This is a genomic window from Sphingopyxis macrogoltabida, assembly GCF_001314325.1.
Taxonomy (GTDB): Bacteria; Pseudomonadota; Alphaproteobacteria; order Sphingomonadales; family Sphingomonadaceae; genus Sphingopyxis; species Sphingopyxis macrogoltabida.
Map to the genome: position 1 here is coordinate 1,002,194 of NZ_CP009429.1, position 23,689 is coordinate 1,025,882.

The 23,689-nt window shown below is 65.4% G+C and carries 27 protein-coding genes; 17 read left to right on the forward strand and 10 right to left on the reverse strand.

Going from position 1 to position 23,689, the window contains the following annotated elements:
- The first annotated feature begins 18 nt into the window (after positions 1-18).
- The 3 genes from recR to def are packed head-to-tail and all read left to right on the forward strand — an operon-like array spanning position 19 to position 1,583.
- Positions 19-615, forward strand: a complete 597-nt coding sequence (recR, locus tag LH19_RS04870; protein ID WP_054725301.1) for a recombination mediator RecR — start codon at positions 19-21, stop codon at positions 613-615.
- 13 nt (positions 616-628) lie between these two features.
- Positions 629-1,018: a hypothetical protein gene (locus LH19_RS28410; protein ID WP_062912869.1), complete on the forward strand. Its 390-nt coding sequence runs from the start codon at positions 629-631 to the stop codon at positions 1,016-1,018.
- Positions 1,019-1,049: 31 nt separating this feature from the next.
- Complete coding sequence (def, locus tag LH19_RS04880) at positions 1,050-1,583, forward strand: peptide deformylase (RefSeq protein ID WP_054725307.1); 534 nt, start codon at positions 1,050-1,052, stop codon at positions 1,581-1,583.
- Positions 1,584-1,732: 149 nt separating this feature from the next.
- Here the strand turns inward: def and grpE are convergent, their stop codons facing one another.
- Together grpE and hrcA are read right to left on the reverse strand one after the other, a co-directional pair.
- On the reverse strand, positions 1,733-2,296 hold the full coding sequence (gene grpE / locus LH19_RS04885; RefSeq protein ID WP_054725310.1) for a nucleotide exchange factor GrpE: 564 nt from the start codon (positions 2,294-2,296) through the stop codon (positions 1,733-1,735).
- A 4-nt stretch (positions 2,297-2,300) separates the two neighbouring features.
- Entirely contained in the window at positions 2,301-3,344 is a 1,044-nt protein-coding gene (hrcA, locus tag LH19_RS04890) for a heat-inducible transcriptional repressor HrcA (RefSeq protein ID WP_054725312.1), read from the reverse strand.
- A 101-nt stretch (positions 3,345-3,445) separates the two neighbouring features.
- Between hrcA and rph the strand changes: the two genes are divergently transcribed.
- The 5 genes from rph (at position 3,446) to LH19_RS04915 (ending at position 7,544) form a co-directional block, all read left to right on the forward strand.
- On the forward strand, positions 3,446-4,162 hold the full coding sequence (rph, locus tag LH19_RS04895; RefSeq protein ID WP_054725315.1) for a ribonuclease PH: 717 nt from the start codon (positions 3,446-3,448) through the stop codon (positions 4,160-4,162).
- A gap of 1 nt (position 4,163) precedes the next feature.
- Positions 4,164-4,787, forward strand: coding sequence for an RdgB/HAM1 family non-canonical purine NTP pyrophosphatase (gene rdgB, locus LH19_RS04900; RefSeq protein WP_054725318.1), 624 nt, complete (start codon positions 4,164-4,166; stop codon positions 4,785-4,787).
- A 61-nt stretch (positions 4,788-4,848) separates the two neighbouring features.
- Entirely contained in the window at positions 4,849-5,367 is a 519-nt protein-coding gene (locus LH19_RS04905; protein WP_054725322.1) for a DUF2239 family protein, read from the forward strand.
- A 31-nt stretch (positions 5,368-5,398) separates the two neighbouring features.
- On the forward strand, positions 5,399-6,544 hold the full coding sequence (hemW, locus tag LH19_RS04910; RefSeq protein WP_054725325.1) for a radical SAM family heme chaperone HemW: 1,146 nt from the start codon (positions 5,399-5,401) through the stop codon (positions 6,542-6,544).
- Between the two features lie 109 nt (positions 6,545-6,653).
- Positions 6,654-7,544: a tyrosine recombinase XerC gene (locus LH19_RS04915; protein WP_054725328.1), complete on the forward strand. Its 891-nt coding sequence runs from the start codon at positions 6,654-6,656 to the stop codon at positions 7,542-7,544.
- 2 nt (positions 7,545-7,546) lie between these two features.
- Here LH19_RS04915 and LH19_RS04920 read toward each other — a convergent pair whose 3' ends face one another.
- From LH19_RS04920 to rsmI, 4 genes are read right to left on the reverse strand one after another with little or no spacing between them, the layout of a single operon-like run.
- Positions 7,547-8,155 carry a DedA family protein gene (locus LH19_RS04920; protein WP_054725331.1) on the reverse strand — a complete coding sequence of 203 codons (609 nt, stop codon included), beginning with the start codon at positions 8,153-8,155 and terminating at the stop codon, positions 7,547-7,549.
- A 24-nt stretch (positions 8,156-8,179) separates the two neighbouring features.
- Positions 8,180-9,130: a glutathione synthase gene (gshB, locus tag LH19_RS04925; RefSeq protein WP_054725334.1), complete on the reverse strand. Its 951-nt coding sequence runs from the start codon at positions 9,128-9,130 to the stop codon at positions 8,180-8,182.
- A gap of 10 nt (positions 9,131-9,140) precedes the next feature.
- Positions 9,141-9,491 (reverse strand): YraN family protein, encoded by a 351-nt coding sequence (locus tag LH19_RS04930; protein ID WP_054588574.1) that lies wholly within the window; start codon positions 9,489-9,491, stop codon positions 9,141-9,143.
- Entirely contained in the window at positions 9,488-10,348 is an 861-nt protein-coding gene (rsmI, locus tag LH19_RS04935; RefSeq protein WP_054725337.1) for a 16S rRNA (cytidine(1402)-2'-O)-methyltransferase, read from the reverse strand. Before rsmI ends, LH19_RS04930 begins: the two co-directional genes overlap by 4 nt.
- A gap of 61 nt (positions 10,349-10,409) precedes the next feature.
- Here rsmI and LH19_RS04940 point away from each other — a divergent pair, with 61 nt between their 5' ends.
- Positions 10,410-11,546, forward strand: a complete 1,137-nt coding sequence (locus LH19_RS04940; protein ID WP_201258461.1) for a penicillin-binding protein activator — start codon at positions 10,410-10,412, stop codon at positions 11,544-11,546.
- Between the two features lie 179 nt (positions 11,547-11,725).
- Entirely contained in the window at positions 11,726-12,262 is a 537-nt protein-coding gene (gene infC, locus LH19_RS04945; RefSeq protein WP_054588572.1) for a translation initiation factor IF-3, read from the forward strand.
- An 11-nt stretch (positions 12,263-12,273) separates the two neighbouring features.
- Here infC and LH19_RS04950 read toward each other — a convergent pair whose 3' ends face one another.
- Positions 12,274-12,972, reverse strand: a complete 699-nt coding sequence (locus LH19_RS04950) for an NRDE family protein (RefSeq protein ID WP_054725339.1) — start codon at positions 12,970-12,972, stop codon at positions 12,274-12,276.
- Between the two features lie 96 nt (positions 12,973-13,068).
- On the opposite strand from LH19_RS04950, the gene LH19_RS04955 reads away from it, so the two are divergent.
- The 3 genes from LH19_RS04955 to LH19_RS04965 are packed head-to-tail and all read left to right on the forward strand — an operon-like array spanning position 13,069 to position 14,704.
- Positions 13,069-13,623: a DUF4287 domain-containing protein gene (locus LH19_RS04955; protein ID WP_054733028.1), complete on the forward strand. Its 555-nt coding sequence runs from the start codon at positions 13,069-13,071 to the stop codon at positions 13,621-13,623.
- Positions 13,624-13,634: 11 nt separating this feature from the next.
- Positions 13,635-14,243: a TetR/AcrR family transcriptional regulator gene (locus tag LH19_RS04960; RefSeq protein WP_054725342.1), complete on the forward strand. Its 609-nt coding sequence runs from the start codon at positions 13,635-13,637 to the stop codon at positions 14,241-14,243.
- A 23-nt stretch (positions 14,244-14,266) separates the two neighbouring features.
- On the forward strand, positions 14,267-14,704 hold the full coding sequence (locus LH19_RS04965; RefSeq protein WP_054733030.1) for a hypothetical protein: 438 nt from the start codon (positions 14,267-14,269) through the stop codon (positions 14,702-14,704).
- A gap of 158 nt (positions 14,705-14,862) precedes the next feature.
- On the opposite strand, the gene LH19_RS04970 is transcribed toward LH19_RS04965, so the two are convergent.
- The 3 genes from LH19_RS04970 to uvrB all read right to left on the reverse strand — a co-directional run bounded on the left by LH19_RS04970 (position 14,863) and on the right by uvrB (position 19,457).
- Positions 14,863-16,371 carry a S10 family peptidase gene (locus LH19_RS04970; RefSeq protein WP_054725344.1) on the reverse strand — a complete coding sequence of 503 codons (1,509 nt, stop codon included), beginning with the start codon at positions 16,369-16,371 and terminating at the stop codon, positions 14,863-14,865.
- A gap of 103 nt (positions 16,372-16,474) precedes the next feature.
- Positions 16,475-17,167 carry a 2OG-Fe(II) oxygenase gene (locus LH19_RS04975; protein ID WP_054725347.1) on the reverse strand — a complete coding sequence of 231 codons (693 nt, stop codon included), beginning with the start codon at positions 17,165-17,167 and terminating at the stop codon, positions 16,475-16,477.
- A 103-nt stretch (positions 17,168-17,270) separates the two neighbouring features.
- The gene (gene uvrB, locus LH19_RS04980; RefSeq protein WP_054725351.1) at positions 17,271-19,457 is read right to left on the reverse strand and encodes an excinuclease ABC subunit UvrB; all 2,187 of its coding nucleotides are present in this window, start codon (positions 19,455-19,457) and stop codon (positions 17,271-17,273) included.
- Between the two features lie 86 nt (positions 19,458-19,543).
- Here uvrB and LH19_RS04985 point away from each other — a divergent pair, with 86 nt between their 5' ends.
- The 4 genes from LH19_RS04985 to LH19_RS05000 all read left to right on the forward strand — a co-directional run bounded on the left by LH19_RS04985 (position 19,544) and on the right by LH19_RS05000 (position 23,514).
- Positions 19,544-20,062, forward strand: coding sequence for a DUF3617 domain-containing protein (locus LH19_RS04985; protein WP_062912870.1), 519 nt, complete (start codon positions 19,544-19,546; stop codon positions 20,060-20,062).
- Positions 20,063-20,190: 128 nt separating this feature from the next.
- Entirely contained in the window at positions 20,191-20,733 is a 543-nt protein-coding gene (locus LH19_RS04990) for a DUF3617 domain-containing protein (RefSeq protein ID WP_054725357.1), read from the forward strand.
- A gap of 659 nt (positions 20,734-21,392) precedes the next feature.
- Positions 21,393-23,150, forward strand: a complete 1,758-nt coding sequence (locus LH19_RS04995) for a tetratricopeptide repeat protein (protein ID WP_054725360.1) — start codon at positions 21,393-21,395, stop codon at positions 23,148-23,150.
- Positions 23,151-23,277: 127 nt separating this feature from the next.
- Positions 23,278-23,514: an acyl carrier protein gene (locus LH19_RS05000; RefSeq protein WP_003039428.1), complete on the forward strand. Its 237-nt coding sequence runs from the start codon at positions 23,278-23,280 to the stop codon at positions 23,512-23,514.
- Positions 23,515-23,689 lie beyond the last annotated feature (175 nt).

A 23,689-nucleotide genomic window follows, 5' to 3' on the forward strand; every position in this document is an offset into this window, starting at 1 on the left:
CGCTTAAGACCATCCGTCATGGCATCGCAAGAGATTGAAGCGCTCGTCCAGCAACTCGCCCGCCTGCCGGGGCTCGGCCCGCGGTCGGCGCGCCGCGCGGTGCTGCACCTGATGAAGAAGCGCGAAAGCAGCTTCGCGCCCTTGCTCGCGGCGCTCCAGACCGTCTCCGAACGGCTGGTGACCTGCGGCATTTGCGGCAATGTCGACACGCAGGACCCGTGCGCGATCTGCGCCGACCCGCGCCGCGACGATCGCAGCCTGTGCGTCGTCGAGGAGGTGTCCGACCTCTGGGCGCTCGACAAGTCGCGGCTGTTCCCCGGTAAATATCATGTCCTCGGCGGCCGCCTGTCGGCGCTGGAAGGCGTGCGGCCGCAGGACCTCAGCATCGACGCCCTCGTCGCGCGCGTCGCCGCGGGCGGCATCGACGAGGTCGTGCTGGCGATGAACGCGACGCTGGAGGGACAGACAACCGCGCATTATCTCGCCGAGCGGCTGGAGGGCTATCCGGTTCGGCTGACGCAGCTCGCGCATGGCCTGCCGGTGGGCGGGGAACTCGATTATCTCGACGAGGGTACGCTGGCGCAGGCGCTCAGGGCGCGGCGTCCGGTGGGGTGACAGGGAGGGAGAGTTGAAGCGTAAATTTGCCGTCGCGGCGTTTATCGCCTGTTCCGCATGTTCATCCACTGACGGCTTTCAACCCGGCGAAGCCGAAATTGCGAAGCTCGAACGTAAGCTCGCCGCCAACCATTGCGTGGGAAATCTCGACCTGTGGCAGCGAGCCTATGTGCGTAAGGAGGCGATTTCGGAGAATGAGGCGGGAATGTTCGACCGCCGGATGATTGAATTCACGTTGCAGAAAGCGGACGGGAAAGCGGTAGTTCCCGGCCGGAAGTCAATGAAGCGCTATGAGGACTGGGCGATTGCCGGCGGTTGCCAGGAACCAGATTGTTTGTTTGGTGGCTATGTCATCCCGACGGACGAATTGATCCTCGAATGCGAGGCGCGACCAGCCCCTTGACCCCGCGCCCCTGCGATCATACCTCGCACCCATGGCCATCCTACCCATCATAGAGACCCCCGATCCACGGCTGCGCGTCATTTCGAAGCCGGTCGAGACGTTCGACGCCGAATTGAAGACGCTGGTCGCCGACATGTTCGAGACGATGTACGACGCCCCCGGTATCGGGCTCGCCGCGATCCAGGTCGCGGTGCCGAAGCGCATCCTCGTCATCGACCTGCAGGAACTCGACCCCGAGGATGAAGAGGGCAAGCGGATCATCCGCACCCCGCGCGTCTTCATCAATCCCGTCTTTTCGGACGAGAGCGAGGAGCATAGCGTCTATTCGGAAGGCTGCCTGTCGGTGCCCGAACAATATGCCGATGTGACGCGTCCCGCCGAGGTGACCGTCGACTGGCAGGACGAGGATGGCAAGCACCATCAGGAACGGATGACCGGCCTGATGGCGACGTGCATCCAGCACGAGCATGACCATCTGGAGGGCATATTGTTCATCGACCATCTGTCGCGGCTGAAGCGCGATATGGTGCTGAAGAAATTGGCGAAGATGCGCAAGGCGGCGTAAACGCCCGCACGGGCGCGTGACTTTTCATCAAGAAGCTAGTGTGTCCCCGCGAAGGCGGGGACACATCTCCCGATGGCAGAAATCCGAAACGACCGGTGATGGGCCCCCGCCTTCGCGGGGGCACGCTGCTTGTTTTACGGAAGCAAAAATCAGCCCGCCTTCGCCACCCCGACCATGGCCGGGCGCAGCAGGCGGTCCTTCATCATATAACCCGCCTGCATTTCCTGCACGATCGTGCCGGGCGCCTTGTCGCTCGGGATTTCGAGCATCGCCTGATGCTGGTTGGGGTCGAGCGGCAGGCCGACCGCGGCGATGCGGGTGATGCCGTTGCGTTCGAAGACGCTCAGCAACTCGCGCTCGGTCGCTTCGAGACCGGTGATCAGCGGCTTGATCGCCTCGTCGGCGCGCTGTTCGTCGCTGAGCGCGGCGAGCGCGCGGCCGAGGTTGTCGGCGACCGAGAGGATGTCGCGCGCGAATTTCGTCGACGCATAGGCGTGCGCGTCGGCGATTTCCTTGTCCTTGCGGCGCGTGACATTCTGCGTCTCCGCGCGGGCATAGAGCAGGTCCTGCTGCAGCGCGGCGACCTGTTCGGCGAGTTTTGCCACTTCGTCGTTTTCGCCCGCGACGGCCTCGGTCGCATCGGCTTCGGCCGCGACATTTTCGGGGGTCAGCGCGTCGTCCTGGACGGGCGTGTCGTTTTCGTTGTTCGTCATAAACCTATCGTATCAGTCTGGAGAGCGATTGAGCGGTGAAATCCACCATGGGAACGATGCGCGCATAGTTCAAGCGTGTCGGGCCGATTACCCCCACCACGCCGACCACGCGCCCGTCGCTGCCGCGATAGGGCGCGGCGATAACCGACGATCCCGACAGCGAGAAGAGCTTATTCTCCGACCCGATGAAAATACGCGTCGCGCTGCCCTCGCGCGCGCTGTCGAGCAGCCCGGCGATATCCTGCTTGGTTTCGAGTTCGTCGAGCAACTGCCGCACGCGGTCGAGGTCGCCGAGCGCGCTTTCGTCGAGCAGGTTGGCCTGCCCGCGCACGATCAGCACCGGCCGGTCGGCGCCGTCGGACGACCAGATGGCGAGGCCGCGCGACACGAGATCCTGCGCCGCGCGGTCGATCGCGATGCGTTCGGCCTCGATCTCGTGGCGGACGCGCGCCATCGCTTCGGCGAGCGTCAGCCCCGACAAGGTCGCACTGATGTAATTTCCGGCCTCGGTCAGCGCCGATTGACTCAGCCCCGGCGGAACATCGATGACGCGGTTCTCGACCGCGCCGTCGCCCGCGACGAGAACGACGAGCGACTGGGTCGCCGACAGCGGCACGAACGCCACCTGTTTCAGCACCCGCTCATGCTTGGGGACGAGGACAAGACCGGCGCACGCCGACAGCCCCGACAGTGCCGATGTCGCCTGCGCCAGCGCGCTTTCGATCGGGCCCGCATCGGACAGGCTCGCCTCGATCTGGGCGCGGTCCTCGGCGCTCGGTTCGGCGACCTGCATCATGCCGTCGACGAACAGGCGCAGCCCTTGTTCGGTCGGCAGGCGTCCGGCGCTGGTGTGCGGGCTGGCGAGCAGGCCATATTCCTCGAGATCCTGCATGACGTTGCGGATCGATGCGGGCGACAGGTTCAGGGCCGCGAGCTTCGACAGCGTGCGCGATCCGACCGGCTGGCCGGTCTCGAGATAGGCGTCGACGACCAGCCGGAACACGTCGCGCGCGCGCGTGGTGAGTTCGGTGATCGGCGGGGTGGTCATGGCATGGATTTAGGGACGGGGAGGGCCGGGGGCAAGCTATGCTCTGGCCAACCGCCGTCCGCGCCGCTAAGCGCGCCCCCACACAGGACAGGAGAAACCCCATGCGCCCTTCCGGCCGCGCCCCCGACCAGATGCGTTCCATCGGCATCGAAACCGCCTTCACCATCCATGCCGAGGGCAGCGTGCTCGTCAGCTTCGGCAATACCAAGGTGCTGGTCACCGCGAGCGTCGACGAAAAGGTGCCGCCCTTCCTGCGCGGCAAGGGTTCGGGCTGGGTCACCGCTGAATATGGCATGCTGCCCCGCGCGACGCACACGCGCGGCAGCCGCGAAGCGGCGAAGGGCAAGCAGTCGGGGCGGACGCAGGAAATCCAGCGGCTTATCGGCCGTAGCTTGCGCGCCATCGTCGACATGAAGAAGCTCGGCGAGCGCCAGATCGTCATCGATTGCGACGTTTTGCAGGCCGATGGCGGCACGCGCACCGCGTCGATTTCGGGAGCGTGGGTCGCGCTGCGCCTCGCGGTCGACAAACTGCTCGCCGACAAGGTGATCGCCGAGGATCCGATCGAGGACAAGGTCGGTGCGATTTCGTGCGGCATCTACAAGGGTACGCCGGTGCTCGACCTCGACTATGATGAGGATTCGGTTGCGGAGGCCGATGGCAATTTCGTGCTGACCGGCCGCGGCCAGATCGTCGAGGTGCAGGCGAGCGCCGAGGGCGCGACCTATGACGAGGAAGGCCTGCTCCGCCTGCTCCGCCTCGCGCGCATCGGCTGCCGCGAGATTTTCGCGGCGCAGGACCGGGCGGTCGGGCGCTGAGATGACGCGCAAGCTAGCGCCTGGAAAGCTCGTCATCGCCAGCCATAACGCCGGCAAGGTGCGCGAAATCCGGGCGCTGCTCGAACCCTTCGGGATCGATCCGGTGTCGGCGGGCGATCTCGGGCTCCCCGAGCCCGAGGAGACGGGCAAGACCTTCCGCGAGAATGCGCTGCTCAAGGCGCATGCCAGCGCCTCGGCGGCGGGATGGCCGGCGCTGGCCGACGACAGCGGGCTCGAGGTCGCGGCGCTGCACGGGCGCCCCGGCGTCTACACCGCGGACTGGGCCGAGCGCCAATGGTTCGAGGGCAATCCGGGCCGCGACTGGTATATGGCGATGGGCAAGGTCGAGGGGCTGCTCGCCGAGCAGGGCCCCGATGTCGACCGCAGCGCTGCCTTCATCTGCACCCTCGCGCTCGCATGGCCCGACGGCCATGCCGAGGTTTTCGAGGGGAGGGCCGCAGGCCATCTCGACTGGCCGCCGCGCGGCAAGCTGGGCTTCGGTTACGATCCGGTGTTCGTTCCGGTCGGCAAGTCCTTGACCTATGCCGAAATCGATCCGGGCGAAAAGCATGCGATCAGCCACCGGGCCGACGCCTTTGCCAAGCTCGTCGAAGGCGTTTTCTGAATCGTGCATAATTTACCCGGGTAATATTGACGGATGTTTTATCCGGGTATAATGCCCCGGTATGACTCAGGATCATCACAGCGTCACCGCCTTCCTTGGCGACATGCATCTCGCAACGGGACCGCGCGACGCCGTCACCCGGACGATCGAGGAACGCTATCCGGGCGACATCGGCGCCATCCTCGTCTTCGACGACATGAGCGGCAAGCTCACCGACCTCGATTATTGGGACGCGGCCGCATCGACGCCCGCGCCGTCGGCGGGGCGCCCGCGGCTTGGCGTCAAGGCGCGCGAAGTGACGTTGCTGCCGCGCCACTGGGACTGGCTGGCGGCGCAGCCGGGCGGCGCGTCCGCGGCGCTGCGCCGGCTGGTCGAGGCCGCGAGCAAGGGCGCGCCCGATGCGAAGCAGCGGCGTGATGCGGCCTATAATTTTATGAGCCATGTCTGCGGCGACCGCATCGGCTACGAGGAGGCATTGCGCGCGCTCTACCGCGACGACGACGATGCTTTCGCCGCGCAGATCGCCGGCTGGCCTGACGATATCCGCGGCCATATCGCACGCCTGCTCGGCAAAGGCTGACATCGGCGGCGAAGCGCCTATATCGGCCGACATGGCCGAACCGCTCGCCCTTTATGTCCACTGGCCGTTTTGCGTGTCGAAATGCCCCTATTGCGACTTCAACAGCCATGTCCGCGAGACGGTCGATCAGGCGATCTGGCGCGACGCGTTGCTGGCCGACCTGCGGCATGAGGCCGCGCTGTTGCCGGGGCGCCGGGTCGGGTCGATCTTCTTCGGCGGCGGCACGCCCAGCCTGATGCCGCCCGCAACGGTTGCGGCGGTGATCGCTGCGGCGGATCGCGCATGGGGGCTCGCGGACGATGTCGAGATCACGCTGGAGGCCAATCCCAATTCGGTCGAGGTCGCCAACTTCGCCGATCTCGCCGCGGCCGGGGTCAATCGTGTTTCGATCGGCGTCCAGAGCTTCGATCCCGAAGTGCTTGAATTTCTTGGCCGCGCCCACAGCGGCGACGAGGCGCGGCGCGCCATCGCGGCGGCGCAGGCGCATTTCGCGCGCGTCAGCTTCGACCTGATCTACGCGCGGCCGGGGCAATCGCTTGCCGCCTGGGAAAGCGAACTGCAGGGGGCGCTCGCCTTCGGTACCGGCCATCTGTCGCTCTATCAGCTCACCATCGAACCCGGCACGCGTTTCGCGACCCTCGCCGCGAAAGGCGCGCTCGTCATCCCCGACGGCGATACCGCCGCCGACCTGTTCGACGCGACGCAGGCGATGACGCGCGCCGCCGGCCTGCCGCGTTACGAGGTGTCGAACCACGCGCGTCCGGGCGAGGAGAGCCGCCACAATCTCGCCTATTGGCGTTACGCCGATTATGCCGGCATCGGGCCGGGCGCGCACGGGCGGCGGCTGGGGCAGGCAACCGAGCGGCACAAGAAGCCCGAGAATTTCATCGCGGCGGTCGAACGGAACGGCCACGGCCTCAAGCACGAGAGCGACCTGCCATCGCACGAGCGCGCCACCGAGGCGTTGCTGATGGGGCTGCGGTTGACCGAAGGCGTCGACCTGACGCGGATTGAGGCGCGAAGCGGTTTACCGCGCGCCGCATTCGTCGATGCGGAGGCGGCGGCGCGGCTCATGAAACAAGGGTTGATGCGGCAGACCGGCGACCGGCTGTCGGTGACCGACGACGGGATATTGCTCCTCGACTCGATCCTTTCCGAGGTGGTCAAAACCCACTAACTTGCTCTCGACCCGTTCGTGTCGAGCGAAGTCGAGACACCCCTCGACCTTGCGCGCCGCCGAAGGGCATCTCGACGTCGCTCGATGCGAACGGGAATGAGGATATGGTTTGGGGCAAGATTTGATCCGCGATTGGGATGCCCATCTGGCGCATGAAAAGCGCCGGTCGGAGCATACCCGCCGCGCCTATATCGCGACGGCCGAGCGGTTCTGCGCCTTTCTTGCCGTGCATCGCGGCGGCGCGGTCGATGCGCGGCTGCTGAAATCGCTGACCGCGAACGATTTGCGCGCCTATCTCGCGGAACGGCGGGCAGAGGGGCTGGGCAACAGCTCGGCGGCGCGCGAATTGTCGGCGCTGCGCGGCTTCCTGCGCTTTACCGGCGGTTCACAGGCCTCGGTGCCCCAACTGCGCGGCCCGCGGGTCAAAAAAGGCCTGCCGCGCCCGGTCGCCCCGGCCGAAGCGCTCGCACTCGCCCAGGATGTCGAGGATAACGCCCGGCAAGGCTGGACCGGCGCGCGCGATTTCGCGCTGCTGCTGCTGCTTTACGGCACGGGGCTGCGGATCGGCGAAGCGCTGGCGTTGACCGGCGCGGCGCTGCCGCTGGGCGATACGCTGCGTGTCACCGGCAAACGGAACAAGACGCGGATCGTGCCGATCCTGCCCGCGGTGGCGGGCGCGGTGGCGCGCTATGTCGCGGCCTGCCCGTGGCCGATCGGCAAGGATGGCGCGCTGTTCCTCGGCGCGCGTGGCGGACCGCTCCAGCCCGGCGTGGTGCGGGCCAGCGTCCGCGCCGCGCGCCGCGCGCTGGGGCTGCCCGAACGCACGACGCCGCACGCGCTGCGCCACAGCTTCGCCACCCATCTGCTGGCGGGGGGAGCGGATCTTCGCAGCCTGCAGGAACTGCTCGGCCATGCGAGCCTAGCCTCGACGCAGGTCTATACCGCGGTCGATGCGGCGCATCTGCTCGACATCTATCGCAGCGCGCATCCGCGCGCCTGATCCTAGTCGCCGCGCGCCTTCGGCTTCCAGTTGATGATCCGCCAGATATAGATCAGCACCAGCGATCCGATCGCGATCAGCGCCAGCGGGCCGATAAAGGCGTCGAGATTGGCGAACTGCTTGCCGAACCAGTTGCCCGCCCCGGCGAGCGCGCTGATCCAGATCGTCGATCCGGCGGCGGTCCACAGCAGGAACTTGGCCTGATTCATCTTCACCATGCCGGCGGGCAGCGACACCATCGTGCGGGCGACGGGCATGAAACGCGCGAAAAAGATGATCGCGGGGCCATATTTCAGGAAGAAGGCGTGCAGTCGCTCGACCTCGTCCCAGTCGAGCGTCAGCCAGCGGCCGTGACGGTCGATGAAGGGTTTCAGCCGTTCGTAGCCGATCCAGCGCCCGATCCCGTACCAGACCCAGTTTCCGGCGGTCGTGCCCGCGACCGCGACCGCGACGAGGGTCCAGAAATCGAAGCGTCCCTGCGAAACGGCGATGCCGCCGAGCCCCATGATCACTTCCGACGGAATCGGCGGAAAAACGTTTTCGAGGAACATGAGGATGAAAATCCCCACATATCCCCAGCCCTGGATCAGATCGAGAATGAAGCTGGTCATGAATTGCCCAACGCGCCGGACGCGTCAGCCGATCCGTCGCAGGATCGCGTCCCAGATCATTCCCGCGGTATCGCTATTGTTGAAACGGTCGATCGCGACGATCCCCGTCGGTGAGGTGACATTGATTTCGGTCAGCCATTCGCCACCGATCACGTCGATGCCGACGAAAACCAGTCCACGTTCCTTGAGGCGCGGTCCCAGCACGTCGCAGATTTCCTGCTCGCGCGGGGTCAGTTCGGCGGCCTCGGCATAGCCGCCGACCGCGAGGTTCGACCGGAACTCGCCCTCGCCGGGTTTGCGGTTGATCGCGCCCGCGACCTCGCCGTCGACGAGGACGATGCGTTTGTCGCCCTTGCTGACGCTCGGCAGGAATTGCTGGACCATGAAGGGTTCGGGCCACACCTGGCCGAACAGTTCGACGAGCGCGCCGAGATTGCTGCCATCGGCGTCGATGCGGAACACCGCCTTGCCGCCGTTGCCGTGCAGCGGCTTGACCACAACCGCGCCGTGGCGCGCCTGAAAATCCTTCACCGCGTCGAGATCGCGCGTGACCATCGTCGGCGGCATGAACTCTGGAAAGTCGAGCACGAAGACTTTTTCGGGCGCGTTGCGCACCGATACCGGGTCGTTGACGACGAGTGTCTCGTGCGCGATGCGTTCGAGCAGCCAGGTGCCGGTGAGGTAACCGAGATCGAAGGGCGGGTCCTGCCGCATCAGCACGACATCGATGTCGCGGCCGAGGTCGAGCGTGACCGGGTCGCCGAAACTATAGTGATCGCCGGCCTCGCGCTTTGCCTCGACGATGCGGTGCGCTTTGGTGGTCAGCCGCCCGGCCTCCCACGTCAACCCGCGGACGTCGTAGTGATAGAGTTCGTACCCGCGCTCGAGCGCTTTCAGGATCAGGTGGAAACTGCTGTCGCCATTGATGTTGATGCCGGCCATCGGGTCCATTTGTACGGCTGCGCGCAGGGTCATTGATCGTTCCTCAGGGTTGCCAGACGTGGACCAAATGGCGAGGCAATCGCTTCGGCGCAAGCAGCATCACATCGATCCGTATGTCATCATCGGGTCGGGCGAGGCGATGGCGGAGGATTTCGGCGGCCGCGGCGACGCGGCGCAGGCGATATTCGTCGATCGCGAAATCGAGATCTTCGGCGCGGTCGCGCCACTTCACCTCGATGAAGGCAAGGATGCGCCCGCGCCGTGCGACAAGGTCGACCTCGCCCACCGGAACGCGCAGCCGTTCGCCGACGATGCGCCAGCCATGCAGCCGCAGCCACCATGCGGCGCGGCGTTCGGCCTTGCGGCCGCGCGCTTCGGCGGCGGCGCGGTTCAAGCCTGCTCCCGAAGCGCCAGCGCGCGGGCATAAACTTCGTGCCGGTCGAGCCCGAAACGTTTCGCGACCGCCTTTGCCGCTTGCGCGACAGGCCTGTCGGCCATTGCTTCGACGAGCGCGGCGTCGAGCGTCGCTTCGTCGGCTTCCTCGGCCGCCTGTTCGCCCGGCGGCCCGACGACGACGACGATCTCGCCCTTTGGCGGCGCGTCGGCATAGCGCGCGGCGAGCTCGGTCAGCGTCCCGGTGACGCATTGCTCGTAGAGCTTGCTGATCTCGCGCGCGACGGCGGCCTCGCGGTCACCGAGCCCTTCGGCCATTGCGGCGAGCGACGCGGCGAGGCGCGGCCCGCTTTCGTAGAAGACCAGCGTAGCGCGAAGCGCGGCAAATTCGGCGAGCGTATCGGCGCGCGCCTTCGCCTTGTTCGGCAGGAAGCCCGCGAACAGGAAGCGGTCGCTCGGCAGGCCCGACAGGGTGATCGCGGCGATCGCGGCGCAGGGGCCGGGCAGGGTGGTGACATGGCGCCCCGCCGCCCGCGCGTCGCGGACGAGCTTGTAGCCCGGGTCCGAAATCAGCGGGGTGCCGGCGTCCGACACCAAAATGACAACTTCCTGCCCCATCCGCGCAACCAGCGCGGCGCGGGTGCGTTCGTCGCTATGATCATGATAGGGGGTCATCGGCACACGCAAACCCAGATGGGCGAGAAGCTTCGCGGTCACGCGCGTATCCTCGGCCGCGATCACGTCGGCGGCGGCGAGGGTCGCCGCCGCCCGCGTGCCGATGTCGCCGAGGTTGCCGATGGGCGTCGCCACGATATAGAGTCCGGGCAAGGGAGAATCTGAGATGGTCGAATCCGGCATGACGCCGAAAATGGCAGAAACTGCAATCGAGCGCCAAGCCAATGCGGCATCGCGGCGAAAAATGCTGCGCACGATGGGTACGCTGGCGATGGCAGGGCTGCTCGCGGCGTGTCAGGTCGTGCCCAAATCCAATGGTCCGGCGACCCCGCCGCCGCCCGACCGCCCGGCCGACGACATCGGCCCCGGCCTGCCGACCGACACCGATCGTCACCGTGTCGCGCTGCTGGTCCCCGAGACCGGCCCCAATGCCGACGTCGGCACCGCGATCGCCAATGCGACGACGATGGCGCTGCTCGATTCGCGCACCGAAAAGGTCCGCATCACCACCTATGACACCGCGCTCGGCGCTGCAGCGGCGGCACGGCAGGCGGTCGCCGACGGCAACAAGCTGATCCTCGGCCCGCTGCTCAGCGAAGATGTCGCCGCGGTGGCGCCGATCGCACGCGCCGCGAAAGTGCCTGTGCTCAGCTTCTCGAACGACAGCAGCGTCGCGGGCAATGGCGTCTTCATCATGGGCTTCGTCCCCGGCCAGTCGGTCGAACGCGTCGTCGCCTATGCGCGCGGCAAGGGGCATGTGCGCTTCGGGGCGCTGGTACCCAAGAATGTCTATGGCGACCGCTCGGCCGCCGCCTTCCGCACCGCGGTGACCGAAGCCGGCGGGACGCTGGTTGCGGTCGAAAGCTATGATCGCAGCGCCACCGCGCTGTCGGGGGCGGCGCGGCGGCTGGCCAGCGGCGGCGCGATGGATGCGGTGCTGATCGCCGACAGCGGCGGTACGGCGATCCGCGCGGTGCCGCTGATCAAGAGCAGCGGCAACAAACAGATTCTCGGCACCGAACTCTGGAACACCGAGGCCTCGCTCGGCAGCAATGCCGCGATGCGCGGCGCGTGGTTCGCCAGCGTGTCGGACGGGCTCTATGGCCAGCTCGCGGGCAAATATCGCACCCGGTTCGGCAAGGCGCCTTATCGGCTCGCCAGCCTTGGGTATGACTCGGTGCTGCTCACCGTCCGCATCGCGCGCGACTGGAAACCGGGGACGAGCTTCCCGGCAAGCCGGCTGCTCGCCGCGGACGGGTTCGGCGGCATCGACGGCATTTTCCGCTTCAACAACCGCGGCATAGCGCTTCGCGCGCTCGAGGTCAGCGAAGTGGGGGCCGGGGGTTTCCGCGTCGTCGACCCTGCGCCGACGAAATGGTGAAGCGCGGTTCGATGCTGCGGGGCGTGGCATAGCCGCCACAGTGCGGTAAAAAAGCGGCGGGCGCCCCTGCGGCGCAGCCTTTACGACGGCCGCGCGTTCACTATATGGACAGTGCGCGCGCCTCGTGCCGATTCCGCGCGCCCCGACAACGACCAGGAGATACAGCTATACCACCGCCCATGACTCGCCGCCCGATGGACCGAATGCCGCCCAAGAATGGCCCGCGATACAATGAATTCATCGCTTCCCCCAAGGTCCGCGTGATCGACGAGGAAGGCGAAAATCTGGGCGTCATGCTGACCGCCGAAGCGATCGAACAGGCGGCCTCCGTCGGTCTGGACCTTGTCGAAGTGTCCCCGAATGCCGATCCGCCGGTGTGCAAGTTCCTCGACGTGGGCAAGTTCAAATACGAAGCCCAGAAAAAGGCGAACCTCGCGCGCAAGAGCCAGAAGACGCAGGAAATCAAAGAGATCAAGATGCGTCCGAATATCGACGATCATGATTTCGACGTGAAGATGCGCAAGGTGTTCGACTTCCTCGAGGAAGGCGACAAGGTCAAGATGACGATGCGCTTCCGCGGCCGCGAGATGAGCCACACCCAGCTCGGCCTCAACGTGCTCCAGCGCGTCGCCGAGATGACGGCGGAAGTCGCGAAGGTCGAGGCGCACCCGCGCACCGAAGGCCGCCAGATGCTGATGGTACTGGCGCCGAAATAAGCTTCCTCGGCTCAGCCGATGCGAAATTCGAGGGCGGTCGTTCCGATGGAGCGGCCGCCCGCTTCGTATCGGCGTTCGGTCATGCGAACGCTGCCGTCGGCGGCGATCAGCACGAGAGTCGAAGCGCGGGTGCCATAGAGGTCGCCGCGCAGGAACAGAGCGGGGTCGCCTTCCGCCGTCAGCGTATCGAGCAGGCCCTCGGGGTCAGCGTCCTCGCGGGCAACGGCTTCCAGCGCCAGACGCAGCCGCTCGGCGCGCGGGCAGGGCTCGTCGACGGGCTCGTTGGCGAGCGCGTGCACGCCAGCATCCAGCGGCATGATCAGCGGCACCGGCCGGTTGGTGAGCAGCCGCGTCGCGCCACTGGCGACGGCGAACAGGTTGAAGGCATTGAAGCGCGGCAGGTCTTCGGCCGCTGGATCGGCAAAGCGTCCGTCGCCGCGCAACAGGTCGGTCACCAGCGCGCCGCGTGACTCCTTTGCGGGATCGGGCATGGCGCCGCGGACATTGGTCACCACGACGACGCGTCCGCTCGGCCGGTGCACCCCCAGCCAGGCGCCGCCCGCCTGCAGGTCGCGCCCGGCGACGATGCCGCTGCCGTCGTCCCATTCGTGGAGCGGCGCGGCGGGACGCGCGTGAAATTCGTCGCGGTTCCCGATCAGGATCAGCGGCCAGTCGCGATGGACTTGCCGGGCGAGAGCGACGACGCACATGGCGCGCCTATCGCGCGGCGCGGCGTGCTTGCCAAGGGGCTTGACAATTAGCTTGGTTGAATGTTCAATCAACTCATCGGAACGAAGGAGGTGGCGATGGCCGACGAATTCGAAAAGATGGGTGAGAATCTGCGCGCCAAGACGGGCAAGGGGCTCGACGAATGGGTCGCCATCGCGCGCGCTGCCGGGATCGCCGGGCATATGGCGCTGGTCAATCATCTGAAATCCGACCATGGGCTGGGGCACGGCTATGCGAACATGATCGTCCACGCGGCCAATGCGTCGGCGGCGGTGTCGCAGGACGGCGACGATCTGGTCGAAGCCGCCTTTGCCGGACCGCGCGCGCATTGGCGCCCGCTCTACGACCGGCTCGTCGGGCTGGTGCAGGGCTTCGGCGGCGATGTCGAGCAGGCGCCGAAGAAGGGCTATGTGAGCCTGCGCCGCAAGAAGCAGTTCGCATTGCTCCAGCCGTCGACGAAGGATCGCTTCGATATCGGCCTCGCGCTCAAGGGGGAAGAACCTGCGGGTAAGCTCGAGCTTGCCGGAAGCTGGAATGCGATGGTCTCTCACCGCGTCAGGATTGCGGCGGACGAGGAAGCGGGCGACGATGTCACGGACTGGCTGCGCGCCGCCTATGACCGGGCCGGTTGAAGGGCAGGCCGATGAACGCCGCCGACACCCGCCACCGCATCCTGATGACCGCGATGGAGCTGTTCTGGGAGAAGGGGTATGGCTCGACCTCGATCGCCGACATATTGTCGCGCAGCCAGGTCCACTCGGGCAGCCTCTATCATTTCTTCCCCGGCAAGCAGGACGTGCTCGTCGGGGTGCTCGAAATGTATCGTGACGGCATCGGCGAGATGCTGCTGGCGCCGAACTGGGAGGGCGTCGACGATCCGATCGACAAGATTTTCGCGCTGCTCGCCGGTTACCGCACCCATTTGATCGTCACCGACTGTACCTATGGCTGCCCGATCGGCAGCCTCGCGCTCGAGATTCACGAGCCCGACCCGGTGGTGCGCGAACTGATGGCGGCGAACTTCACCAACTGGTCGACGGCGATCGCGGGCTGCTTCGATGCCGCGGCCGATCGCCTGCCGCCCGGCAGCGACGCGAAGGCGCTCGGCGAGTTCGTGCTGACGGTGATGGAGGGCGCGGTGATGCAGGCGCGTACCTATCGCGACATCGGCTATTTCGACCGCAACATCGCTGTATTGCGCGACTATGTCACCACGTTGCTGGCAGCGGCAAAGCGTGATAGCTTCGCCTGATCTTTCTGGAGGGGGAGATGAATATGAACGAAGTTCGGAAAACGCCGTGGCACCTGTGGGTCGTCGGCGGTGTATCGCTACTGATCAACGCCTTTCCGGCCATCGATTTCACGCTGACCAATCTGCAGAATGAATTCTGGCTGTCGCCGCTGACGGCTGCGCAACGCAGCTTCGTTCTCGGCGCGCCTTTATGGTCCGATATCTGTTGGGCGCTTGGCGGTTTTGGGGCGTTCCTCGGTTCGCTGCTTCTGCTGATGCGGTCGCGCCACGCGGTCACGGCCTTTATCGTATCGATCGTCGGTCTCGCCGGCTCGACGCTTTATCAGCACGTTCTGAATGGCGATACGACCAGGGAATTGTTCCAAAATGTCGCGCTGTACGTGACTCTCACCATCTGGGTGATCATGCTCGCGCTGCTCTTTTATGCACGCAAACAAGCGGCGGCGGGGGTTTTGCGCTGAGAGATTCCGTCTTGGGGCGGAGCGTTGCTTTACTCACCTTCGTCATCCCGGGCTTGATCCGGGATCCACGGCAGCGCCGAAGTCATGGACCCGGATCAAGTCCGGGGTGACGATGACGAGAAGGCCGTTTCCACTCGCAATCGGCTGGCCGCCGATCGTCAGCGTCCGCGAATGAAGGCGCGGATGTCGGCCGACAATTTATGGCGGTCCTCGTCGCGGATATACATCATGTGGCCCGCGCCATAATATTGATATTCGACGCGGTCCTGCGGAATGCCGGTGCGCGACAGCGCATATTCGGCGGCGAAGAAGGGCGTCGCGAAATCATAATAACCTTGGCCGACGAACACGCGCAGCCCCGAATTCTCGCGCAGCGCCTGCCCGATATAGGGCGCGACGTTGAGGTAGGCGTTGCTGTCGCGACCGCCGATGCGCCAGTCCCACTGGCCGCCGATGCGGCCGATCGACTGATATTCGCGGTCGGTCTTGAACCCCAGCGTATCGCGGCTCCAACTGTTGATCGCGGCGGTATAGCTCGCGTCGATGCCATAGAAGCTGGGGTCGTTGTCGGGCCCTTCGCCGGCGCTGTCATAATCCTTGCCGGTGTAACGGCTGTCGAGGCGGCCGACGGTCAGCCCGCGGTCGCGCAGCAATTCCTTGTAGAAGCGGTTGGGGGTGACGCGCAGGTCGGCGCTTTCGAGATAGGTTTCGGAAAGCCCGGTAAAGCGCGCGAGGTCGCGGCGGATCGCGGCGCGTTCCTCGCCCTGCAATTTCTGGCCCTTGAGCAGCGCCGAGGCATAGGGGCCGATCGCCCATTGCCGTGCTTCCTCGACGAAGGCCTCGACCGACGCGCCGCCGCCGGCCTTGCCATGGAATTGCGCCGTCGCGGCCATCGAGGGCAGGTTGGTGATATAGCTGAGCTCGTTGCCCGGCGTGTCGGCGCCGGCGGCGAAATCGAGCACGGTCGAAATCAGGATAATGCCGTTGAGCGCGACGTCGTTGTACGTCTCGTTCATCAACTGGTTGGCGACCGCGGCCGAGCGCGTCGTGCCATAGCTTTCGCCGCCGAGGAACTTCGGGCTGTTCCAGCGGCCATTGTCGTTGAGCCAGCGGCGGATCACTTCGGCGACCGCCTTGGCGTCCTGCGTGACGCCGTAATAATCCTCGGGGTTCGCCTTGCCGATCAGGTGCGAAAAGCCGGTACCCGGCGGGTCGATGAAGACGACATCGGTGACATCGAGCAGCGCGTCGGGATTGTCGACGATCGGGTAGGGCGGGGCGCCGTCGTCGCGCGCGTCGCTGGGGATCGCGACACGCTTCGGCCCGAACGCCCCCATCATCAGCCAGACGGTCCCCGACCCCGGACCGCCGTTGAACAGGAAGGTCACCGGGCGGCTCGGGTCGCGCGGTTCCCTGACATAGGCGGTGGTAACGATCGCCGCCTCGGCGACGCCATCCTTGTTCTTGAGGATCGTCTCGCCGATCGTCGCGGCATAGTTGACGCGCTGGCCGCCGAAGGTGCCCGACAGCTTCGTCGTGTGGACTTGCGGTTCGTAGTCGGCCGCCTTCTCCGCCTTGGTGTTGTCCGCGGGTGCGTCCTGAGCGCGGGTTGCGACCGGCGCGGCAAACACCAGCGAGATTGCGATAAACGATGCGGCCGATTTCATGTGCGTGTCTCCCCGGTCAAGATATGAGCCCTAGGCCCGGGTATCGCGCGCAGCAAGGTCGCCGGTAGAGGATAACTGCCTCTTGGTCGATGGATCGGACGGGTCAGGCAGCGTCGTGGAAAATGATGCCGAGGGTGAAGCGTTCGCCGGATAAAATTCGGCTGACGCCATGGCGCATCTGGACCCTGTAGTCACCGCGTGTTCCCGCGACCGGCCGATCGCGCACCGGAAAGACTACGGCGTCGCCGCGTGCCAGCGGGACAACCTCGGCGCGCGATTGCATGCGCGGTCTTTGTTCGGTGAGGATGAACTCGCCGCCGCTGAAATCCTGTTTCGGACGGGACAGCAGGATCGCGACCTGCAACGGGAAGATTTCGCTACCGTAGACATCCTGGTGCAGGGCGTTCCAATCCCCGGTCGAATAGCGGAGGATCAACGGCGTCGGACGACCCTGTCCGTTCAGATGACAGCGCGCCAAATAATCCGCGTGATGATTTGGGTAAGCCAAGCCCCATCCCAGCCGGTCGGACCAGCGATTGGCAATGCCTGCGAGCGGCGAATAGAGGCTCGCGCGCAATCGTTGCACCACCTCGGGGAGCGGGTAAGCGTAATAGCGATATATGCCGCGCCCGAAGCCATGGCGCGCCATGCTCACCTCGCTTCGGTAATCGGCGCTGGCCCACCCGTCGCAAAGGCTATCGCATTCGGTGGGGGAAAGCAGGTCGGGAAGCACCGCATAGCCATGCGCGTCAAGCGCGGTGGCGACAACGGTCCAGTCGATGGAGCCTCGGGTCATGCGGACCGCTTATGGAAGGTTCAGGGCCACCGCATCCCGAAACTTGCGATGAAAAGGCACGGCTCGGAATCGAAAGGCGCGGCTCAGAATCTCGCTTCCGTTTTTACCGGCCCCACTTCGTCTTGCTCTGCTTCCCGAACCGCCCCTTGCGCGTTCCCGGCTTGCCTTCGTTCGAGCGGCCGACGCGTGGGGCGACCTGTTCGTCGGCGGGCAGGCCGAGCTCGTCGGCTTCGAGGCGGCGGATCTCGTCGCGCAGGCGGCCGGCTTCCTCGAATTCGAGGTCGGCGGCGGCGTCGCGCATCTTCTTTTCGAGGTCCTGGATATAGGCGCGGAGGTTGTGGCCGACCATGTGCTGCGGCTTGTCGTCGCCGATGTCGATCGTCACCTGATCCTTCGACGCGACATGCGCGATGATGTCGCCGATGTTGCGCTTGATCGTCGTCGGGGTGATGCCATGTTCGGCGTTATACGCCTCCTGCTTTTCGCGGCGGCGGTCGGTCTCGCGCATCGCGCGTTCCATGCTGCCGGTGATGCGGTCGGCGTAGAGGATGACGCGGCCGTCGACGTTGCGCGCGGCGCGGCCGATCGTCTGCACCAGCGACGTCTCGCTGCGCAGGAAGCCTTCCTTGTCGGCGTCGAGGATCGCGACGAGCCCGCATTCGGGAATGTCGAGCCCTTCGCGCAGCAGGTTGATCCCGACGAGCACGTCGAACACCCCGAGGCGGAGGTCGCGGATGATCTCGATGCGCTCCAGCGTCTCGACGTCCGAGTGCATGTAACGGACCTTGAGCCCCGCTTCGTGGAGGAATTCGGTGAGATCCTCGGCCATGCGCTTGGTCAGCGTCGTGACGAGGGTGCGATAGCCGTTCGCCGCCGTCGCCTTGGCCTCCATGATCAGATCGTCGACCTGTTCCTCGACCGGGCGGATGATCACCGGCGGGTCGATCAGCCCCGTCGGGCGGATCACCTGTTCGGCGAAGACGCCCTGCGTGCGGTCCATCTCCCACGTCCCCGGCGTCGCCGAGACGCTGACCGTCTGCGGGCGCATGACGTCCCATTCGGCGAAGCGCAGCGGCCGGTTGTCGATGCAGCTCGGCAGGCGGAAGCCATATTCGGCCAGCGTGATCTTGCGGCGGTGATCGCCCTTCGACATCGCGCCGATCTGCGGGATCGTCTGGTGGCTCTCGTCGACGAAGAGCAGGGCGTTGTCGGGGAGATATTCGAACAAGGTCGGCGGCGGCTCGCCGGGCAGGCGGCCGGTCAGAAAGCGGCTGTAATTCTCGATCCCCGCGCAGCTGCCGGTGGCGGCGATCATTTCGAGGTCGAAATTGGTGCGCTGTTCGAGCCGCTGCGCTTCGAGCAGCCGGCCTTCGGCCTCAAGCTCCTTGAGGCGTTCGGCGAGTTCGTGGCGGATCGCCTCGGTCGCCTGCTTGAGCGTCGGCCCCGGCGTCACATAATGGCTGTTCGCATAGATGCGGACATAATTGAGACTGGCGATCTTCTTGCCGGTCAGCGGGTCGAACTCGGTGATCTCTTCGATCTCGTCGCCGAAGAAGCTGACGCGCCACGCCATGTCTTCATAGTGCGAGGGGAAGATTTCGAGACTGTCGCCGCGCACGCGGAAATTGCCGCGCGCAAAGGCCTGATCGTTGCGCTTGTACTGGAGCGCGACGAGCTTGCGGATGATCTCGCGATTGTCGGCGACCTGACCCTTTTTGAGGTCGAAGATCATCGCCGAGTAAGTCTCGACCGAGCCGATGCCATAGAGGCACGACACCGACGCCACGATGATCACGTCGTCGCGTTCGAGCAGCGCGCGCGTCGCCGAATGGCGCATGCGGTCGATCGCCTCGTTTACCGAGCTTTCCTTCTCGATATAGGTGTCCGAGCGCGGCACATAGGCCTCGGGCTGGTAATAGTCGTAATAGCTGACGAAATATTCGACCGCATTGTTCGGAAAGAAGCTCTTGAACTCGCCATAGAGCTGCGCCGCGAGGATCTTGTTCGGCGCGAGGATCAGGGCCGGGCGCTGCAGCTCCTCGATGACCTTCGCCATGGTGAAGGTCTTGCCCGACCCGGTGACGCCGAGCAGCACCTGGTCGCGTTCGCCGTCGAGGGCGGTCGACACCAGTTCGCTGATCGCGGTCGGCTGGTCGCCCGCCGGCTCATAGTCGCTGACCAGTTCGAATCTTTTGCCGCCTTCGACCTTGTCGGGGCGGGCAGGGCGGTGCGGGACATAGTCCGCCGCCGTATCGATTTCATCGAGCGATGTACGAATCTGAATTGCCATCGCTGCCAATATGGTATCGATGGTGCGGGTCCACAATCGCAATCCATCACAAGAGAGCGCGGCAAGCGAGTCACAGGAGACAGGGTATGAAACAGATTATGACGATTGCGGCCCTCGGTGTCGCATTGGCGGTGTCGGGCTGCGGCAAGAGCGAAAATGCCGGGGGCACGGTGAAGCGCGAAGCGGGCAACTGGAAGACCGATATCAAGCTGGTGAAGTTCGAAGTTCCCGGCATGCCCGAGGAAATGAAGTCGGGCATGAAGCAGATGATGGAAGGTGCCAGCGGCATGGACCAGTGCTTCACGCAGGAACAGGTCGACAAGGAAGATATCGCCGCAGAGCTCGCCAAGGGGCCGGGCAATGGCGGCGAATGCACCTGGTCGAAGAAGGAAGTCGGCGGCGGCAAGATCGACGTTGCCGGCACCTGCAAGGCCAATGGCCAGACCGTCGACATGGCGATGAACGGGACGATCGAAGCGAAGAAGAACGACGTGACGATCACCACCAAGGGCAAGGTCCCGACCGGCGGCGACATGGAAATGGTGCTGCAGATGACAAGCGTCCACACCGGTCCGTGCAAGCCGGCCGGCGCCTCGGCGACTTGATCCGGTCTTCGATATGACAAGCAGGGCGCCGGCCAAAGGCCGGCGCCCTTTGTCGTTTGGGCGTCTCCGCGCACGCAACCATTTGGCGCCGAAGGGGTTTTTGCCTTGCCTAACAGGAGGAGGAACCCATGAAAAAGTTCGTTACGGTTGCGGTGCTCAGTGCATCGCTGGCGGTCGCCGGTTGCGGAAAGTCGGACAGTTCGGCCGATGCCGGCGCGGAAAAGGCGGGCGGCACCAGCACCGCGTCGTCGTCCGCTCCGGTCAAGCGCGAAGCCGGCAACTGGAAGACCGACATCAAGCTGGTCAAATTCGACATGCCGGGCGTGCCCGACAATATGAAGGACCAGATGGCGAAGCAGTTCGCCGCGGCCAGCGGCACCGAACAGTGCGTGACGCAGGCACAGGTCGATCAGGAAAATGCCGCCGACGCCCTGTCGAAGGGTTTCGGCGAAGGTTGCACTTGGGCGAAAAAGGAGATCGGCGGTAGCACGATCGACGTCGCCGGCACCTGCACCTCGAACGGCCAGAAGGTCGAACTCGCGATGAACGGCACGATGGCGGCCAAGAAGACCGACGTGCTCGTCACATCCAAGGGGCCCGCTCCGGCCGGCGGCCAGATGGAAATGCAGATGCAGGTCACCAGCACCAACGTCGGCCCCTGCAAGGCCTGACACGTTCACCATACGGGCAATACCCGGACAGGAGAGCGCGCGGCCCTTGGCTGCGCGCTCTTTTTTTGCAGGGCGGGCGCGAGGTTCCGATGGCCGCAGGTCGGGCGAGGATTCAGCCGAAAAACGAGATCGATAGCAAGCAAAGTAAGCTTTGTGCTTTCCGTATCGACATAGCGTGATACAAGCTGCCTGTAAGAAAGGTCGCAGGGTAAGTTGTCGGAGACGGAGAGAGGCGGACTCGCCGGGTAGAAAGCAGGTGGGGCTGCGTCCCACCCGGCGAAGTCTCAGTGCAAGAAGCCGGTAGATATTCCGAACGGTGCCAGGGACCAGCTCGCACCTTTCGACCCACCGGCTTCAATCCGTCTAACTGAGAACATGTCTCAGACCAGACCGCGGCGCTGTGGGGGGACACCGCGACGATTGGAAATTCGCAGAAACCGGTAACAGATTGCAGTTACATGGGGTCACGTAGCGGGGTGTAGCAAGATGATAAGAAGCCATTAACCTTGTTTGGCGGTTTTCCGGGGAGTTTGACGCGATTGTTATTTTTCGCCGGGAATAAATGGCCGTCTGTTACCGTTACAAGCGAGTAACAATGGCTGGCCGCGACTTCGGAATGCCGTATCACCCGCGCCGTCAGCGGGGGTTTGAGGAATAGCATGGATCACGCGAAAGCGACGGATACACAGACGGCGGCCGAAACCGACCGGATCATCGAGCAGGAATGCGAGCGGCTGCTCGAATCGCCGATGTTCGTTCGCTCGCCGGTGCTGTCGCGCCTGCTTCAGTTCCTCGTCGAACATCGTCTCCGCGGCGGTCGCAGCGCGCCCAAGGCCTATGCGATCGCGACCGAGGCGCTGGGCCGCAGCGCCGATTTCGACCCCGCGGTCGACAGCTATCCGCGCGTCATGGTCGGTCGCCTTCGCAGCCTGCTCGACCGTTATTATGCCGATACGCCGTGGGTCCATCGCCTTCGCGTTCCGCAAGGCAGCTACGAAGTGGTCATCCAGCATCGCAATGCGCCGCCGGGCCGTTCGCCGGTGGACCCGGACGATGCCGCATCGGCGCCTGCCGCCGATATGCCGGAGGCCGACAGGCCGCGCTCGCCGGCGACGCCCGGCTCCCACGTTGCACCCCGCCGGCCCCGCTGGGGCCTGGCCTTCGTTTTTGTGGCGCTCGCGCTGCTGGCGAGCTGGTGGTTCACCGCCGGCAAGGGCAAACTGCTCGCGGCCACTCCCGCGCCGATGCCGCTGCTCGAAGTCAGTGCGCCGATCGCCGGGGATAGCGGTCCCTCGCGGGCGCTGGCACGCGCACTCGACGGCAAGCTGCGCGACGGGCTTCGGCGGTTCGATCTGGTCGACCTGCGCAGCGCCGGCGCACCGGGCACCGCCGCCGCGGCCGGCCGCATCGACTACCGCCTCGACACGTCGCTCGTGCGCACGCTCGAGGGCAATGTCGATGTAACGCTGGTCCTCAACCGCGTTGCCGATCAGCGGACGATCTGGTCGCAGCAACTCCGGCTGACCGCCGACGAGGTGCCCGAGTTTACGGCGATCGACCCCGCCATCGCGCAGGTCGCGGGCGATTTCGGGATTATCGTGCGCGACCAGGTCCAGCGCCAGCCCGACAATTTCAACCCCGGCTTTCCCTGCCTCGCCCAGTTCAACCGCATGCGCCAGATGCGCAACCGGGCCAGCGTGCAGCAGATCGACGCCTGCCTTCGCGCCGGGCTGAAGACCAGTCCGAACGATCCGGTGACGCTGACTGCGCTGTCGCTGCTCCGTTTCGGTGACTGGCAGCCGCGGCGGACGACGAAGGAAGGGCAGGCGGCGTTCGCCGAGGCGCGGCTGCTCGCCGAGCAATCCTATCAAAATGGTCCGAACAGCTCGGCCGGGTTGTTCGCAATGGCCCGCGCCAGCTTTTATGCGGGCAATTGCCCTGCTGGCAACGCGATGGGCGATGCCGCGATCAAGCTCAACCCCTATGACCCCGACTTGTCGGGTTTCCTCGGCCTGTTCAAGACGACCTGCGGCCAGATGGACGAGGGCGAGGCGCTGCTCCGGCGTTCGCTTGCGCTCGATTCGTCCTATCCCGGCGTGCCCGCGGTGACGCTGGCCTTCCTGCTCTCGCAACGCGGCAATCAGGACGAAGCCCTGTCGATTCTCGACCAGATGCCGTCGCCGAGCAATATGGAGCCGCAATATCTGATGGTGCGTTCGGTCGTGCTCGCGCGCTCGGGCAACCTGCCCGAGGCGCGCCGGCAGTGGCAGCGCCTGCTTGCCTACACCGGGCAGCCGGCGAGCGCCCCGCCCGAGCGGGTGCTCCAGCAATTCGTCATCACTCCGGTGGTGATCGCGCGCGCCTCGGCTGCGCTGCGCGAGGCGGGCGTCGTTCCCGCGGCGAAGACCCGGCCATGATGCGGGTGCGACGAAGCGAAGAAAGCGGCTGCCGCCAACCATCCGGCGCCAGCCCTCTTGCCAGCCCCGCTGCTGCGCACTAGGGCAAACCCCAACATTCACGGCTTAGTCAGAAAAGGAATAGCGCATGAGCGATTCGGCCGAAAAGGTTAAGAAGATCGTCGTCGAACATCTGGGCGTCGAAGCCGACAAGGTCACCGAGGAAGCGAGCTTCATCGACGATCTGGGCGCCGACAGCCTCGATATCGTCGAGCTGGTGATGGCGTTCGAAGAAGAATTCGGCGTCGAAATCCCCGACGATGCGGCGGAAAAGATCGCCACCGTCAAGGATGCGATCGACTATATCGAAGCGAACAAGGGCTAAAGCCCTGCGATCCGGCCTGGCCGGATGCGGCGGCAAGCCGCCCACGCATTTCCGGCTTCCCGGTCACGAGCGCATGCGCGCAGCGGCCGGGAAGCTTTTTTTATGCGCGCGGCTCCTCTAGAAGCGCGCCGGGTCAAGTGATGCGGGTTCCCGTGGGGACGGGGGCCGACGAAAG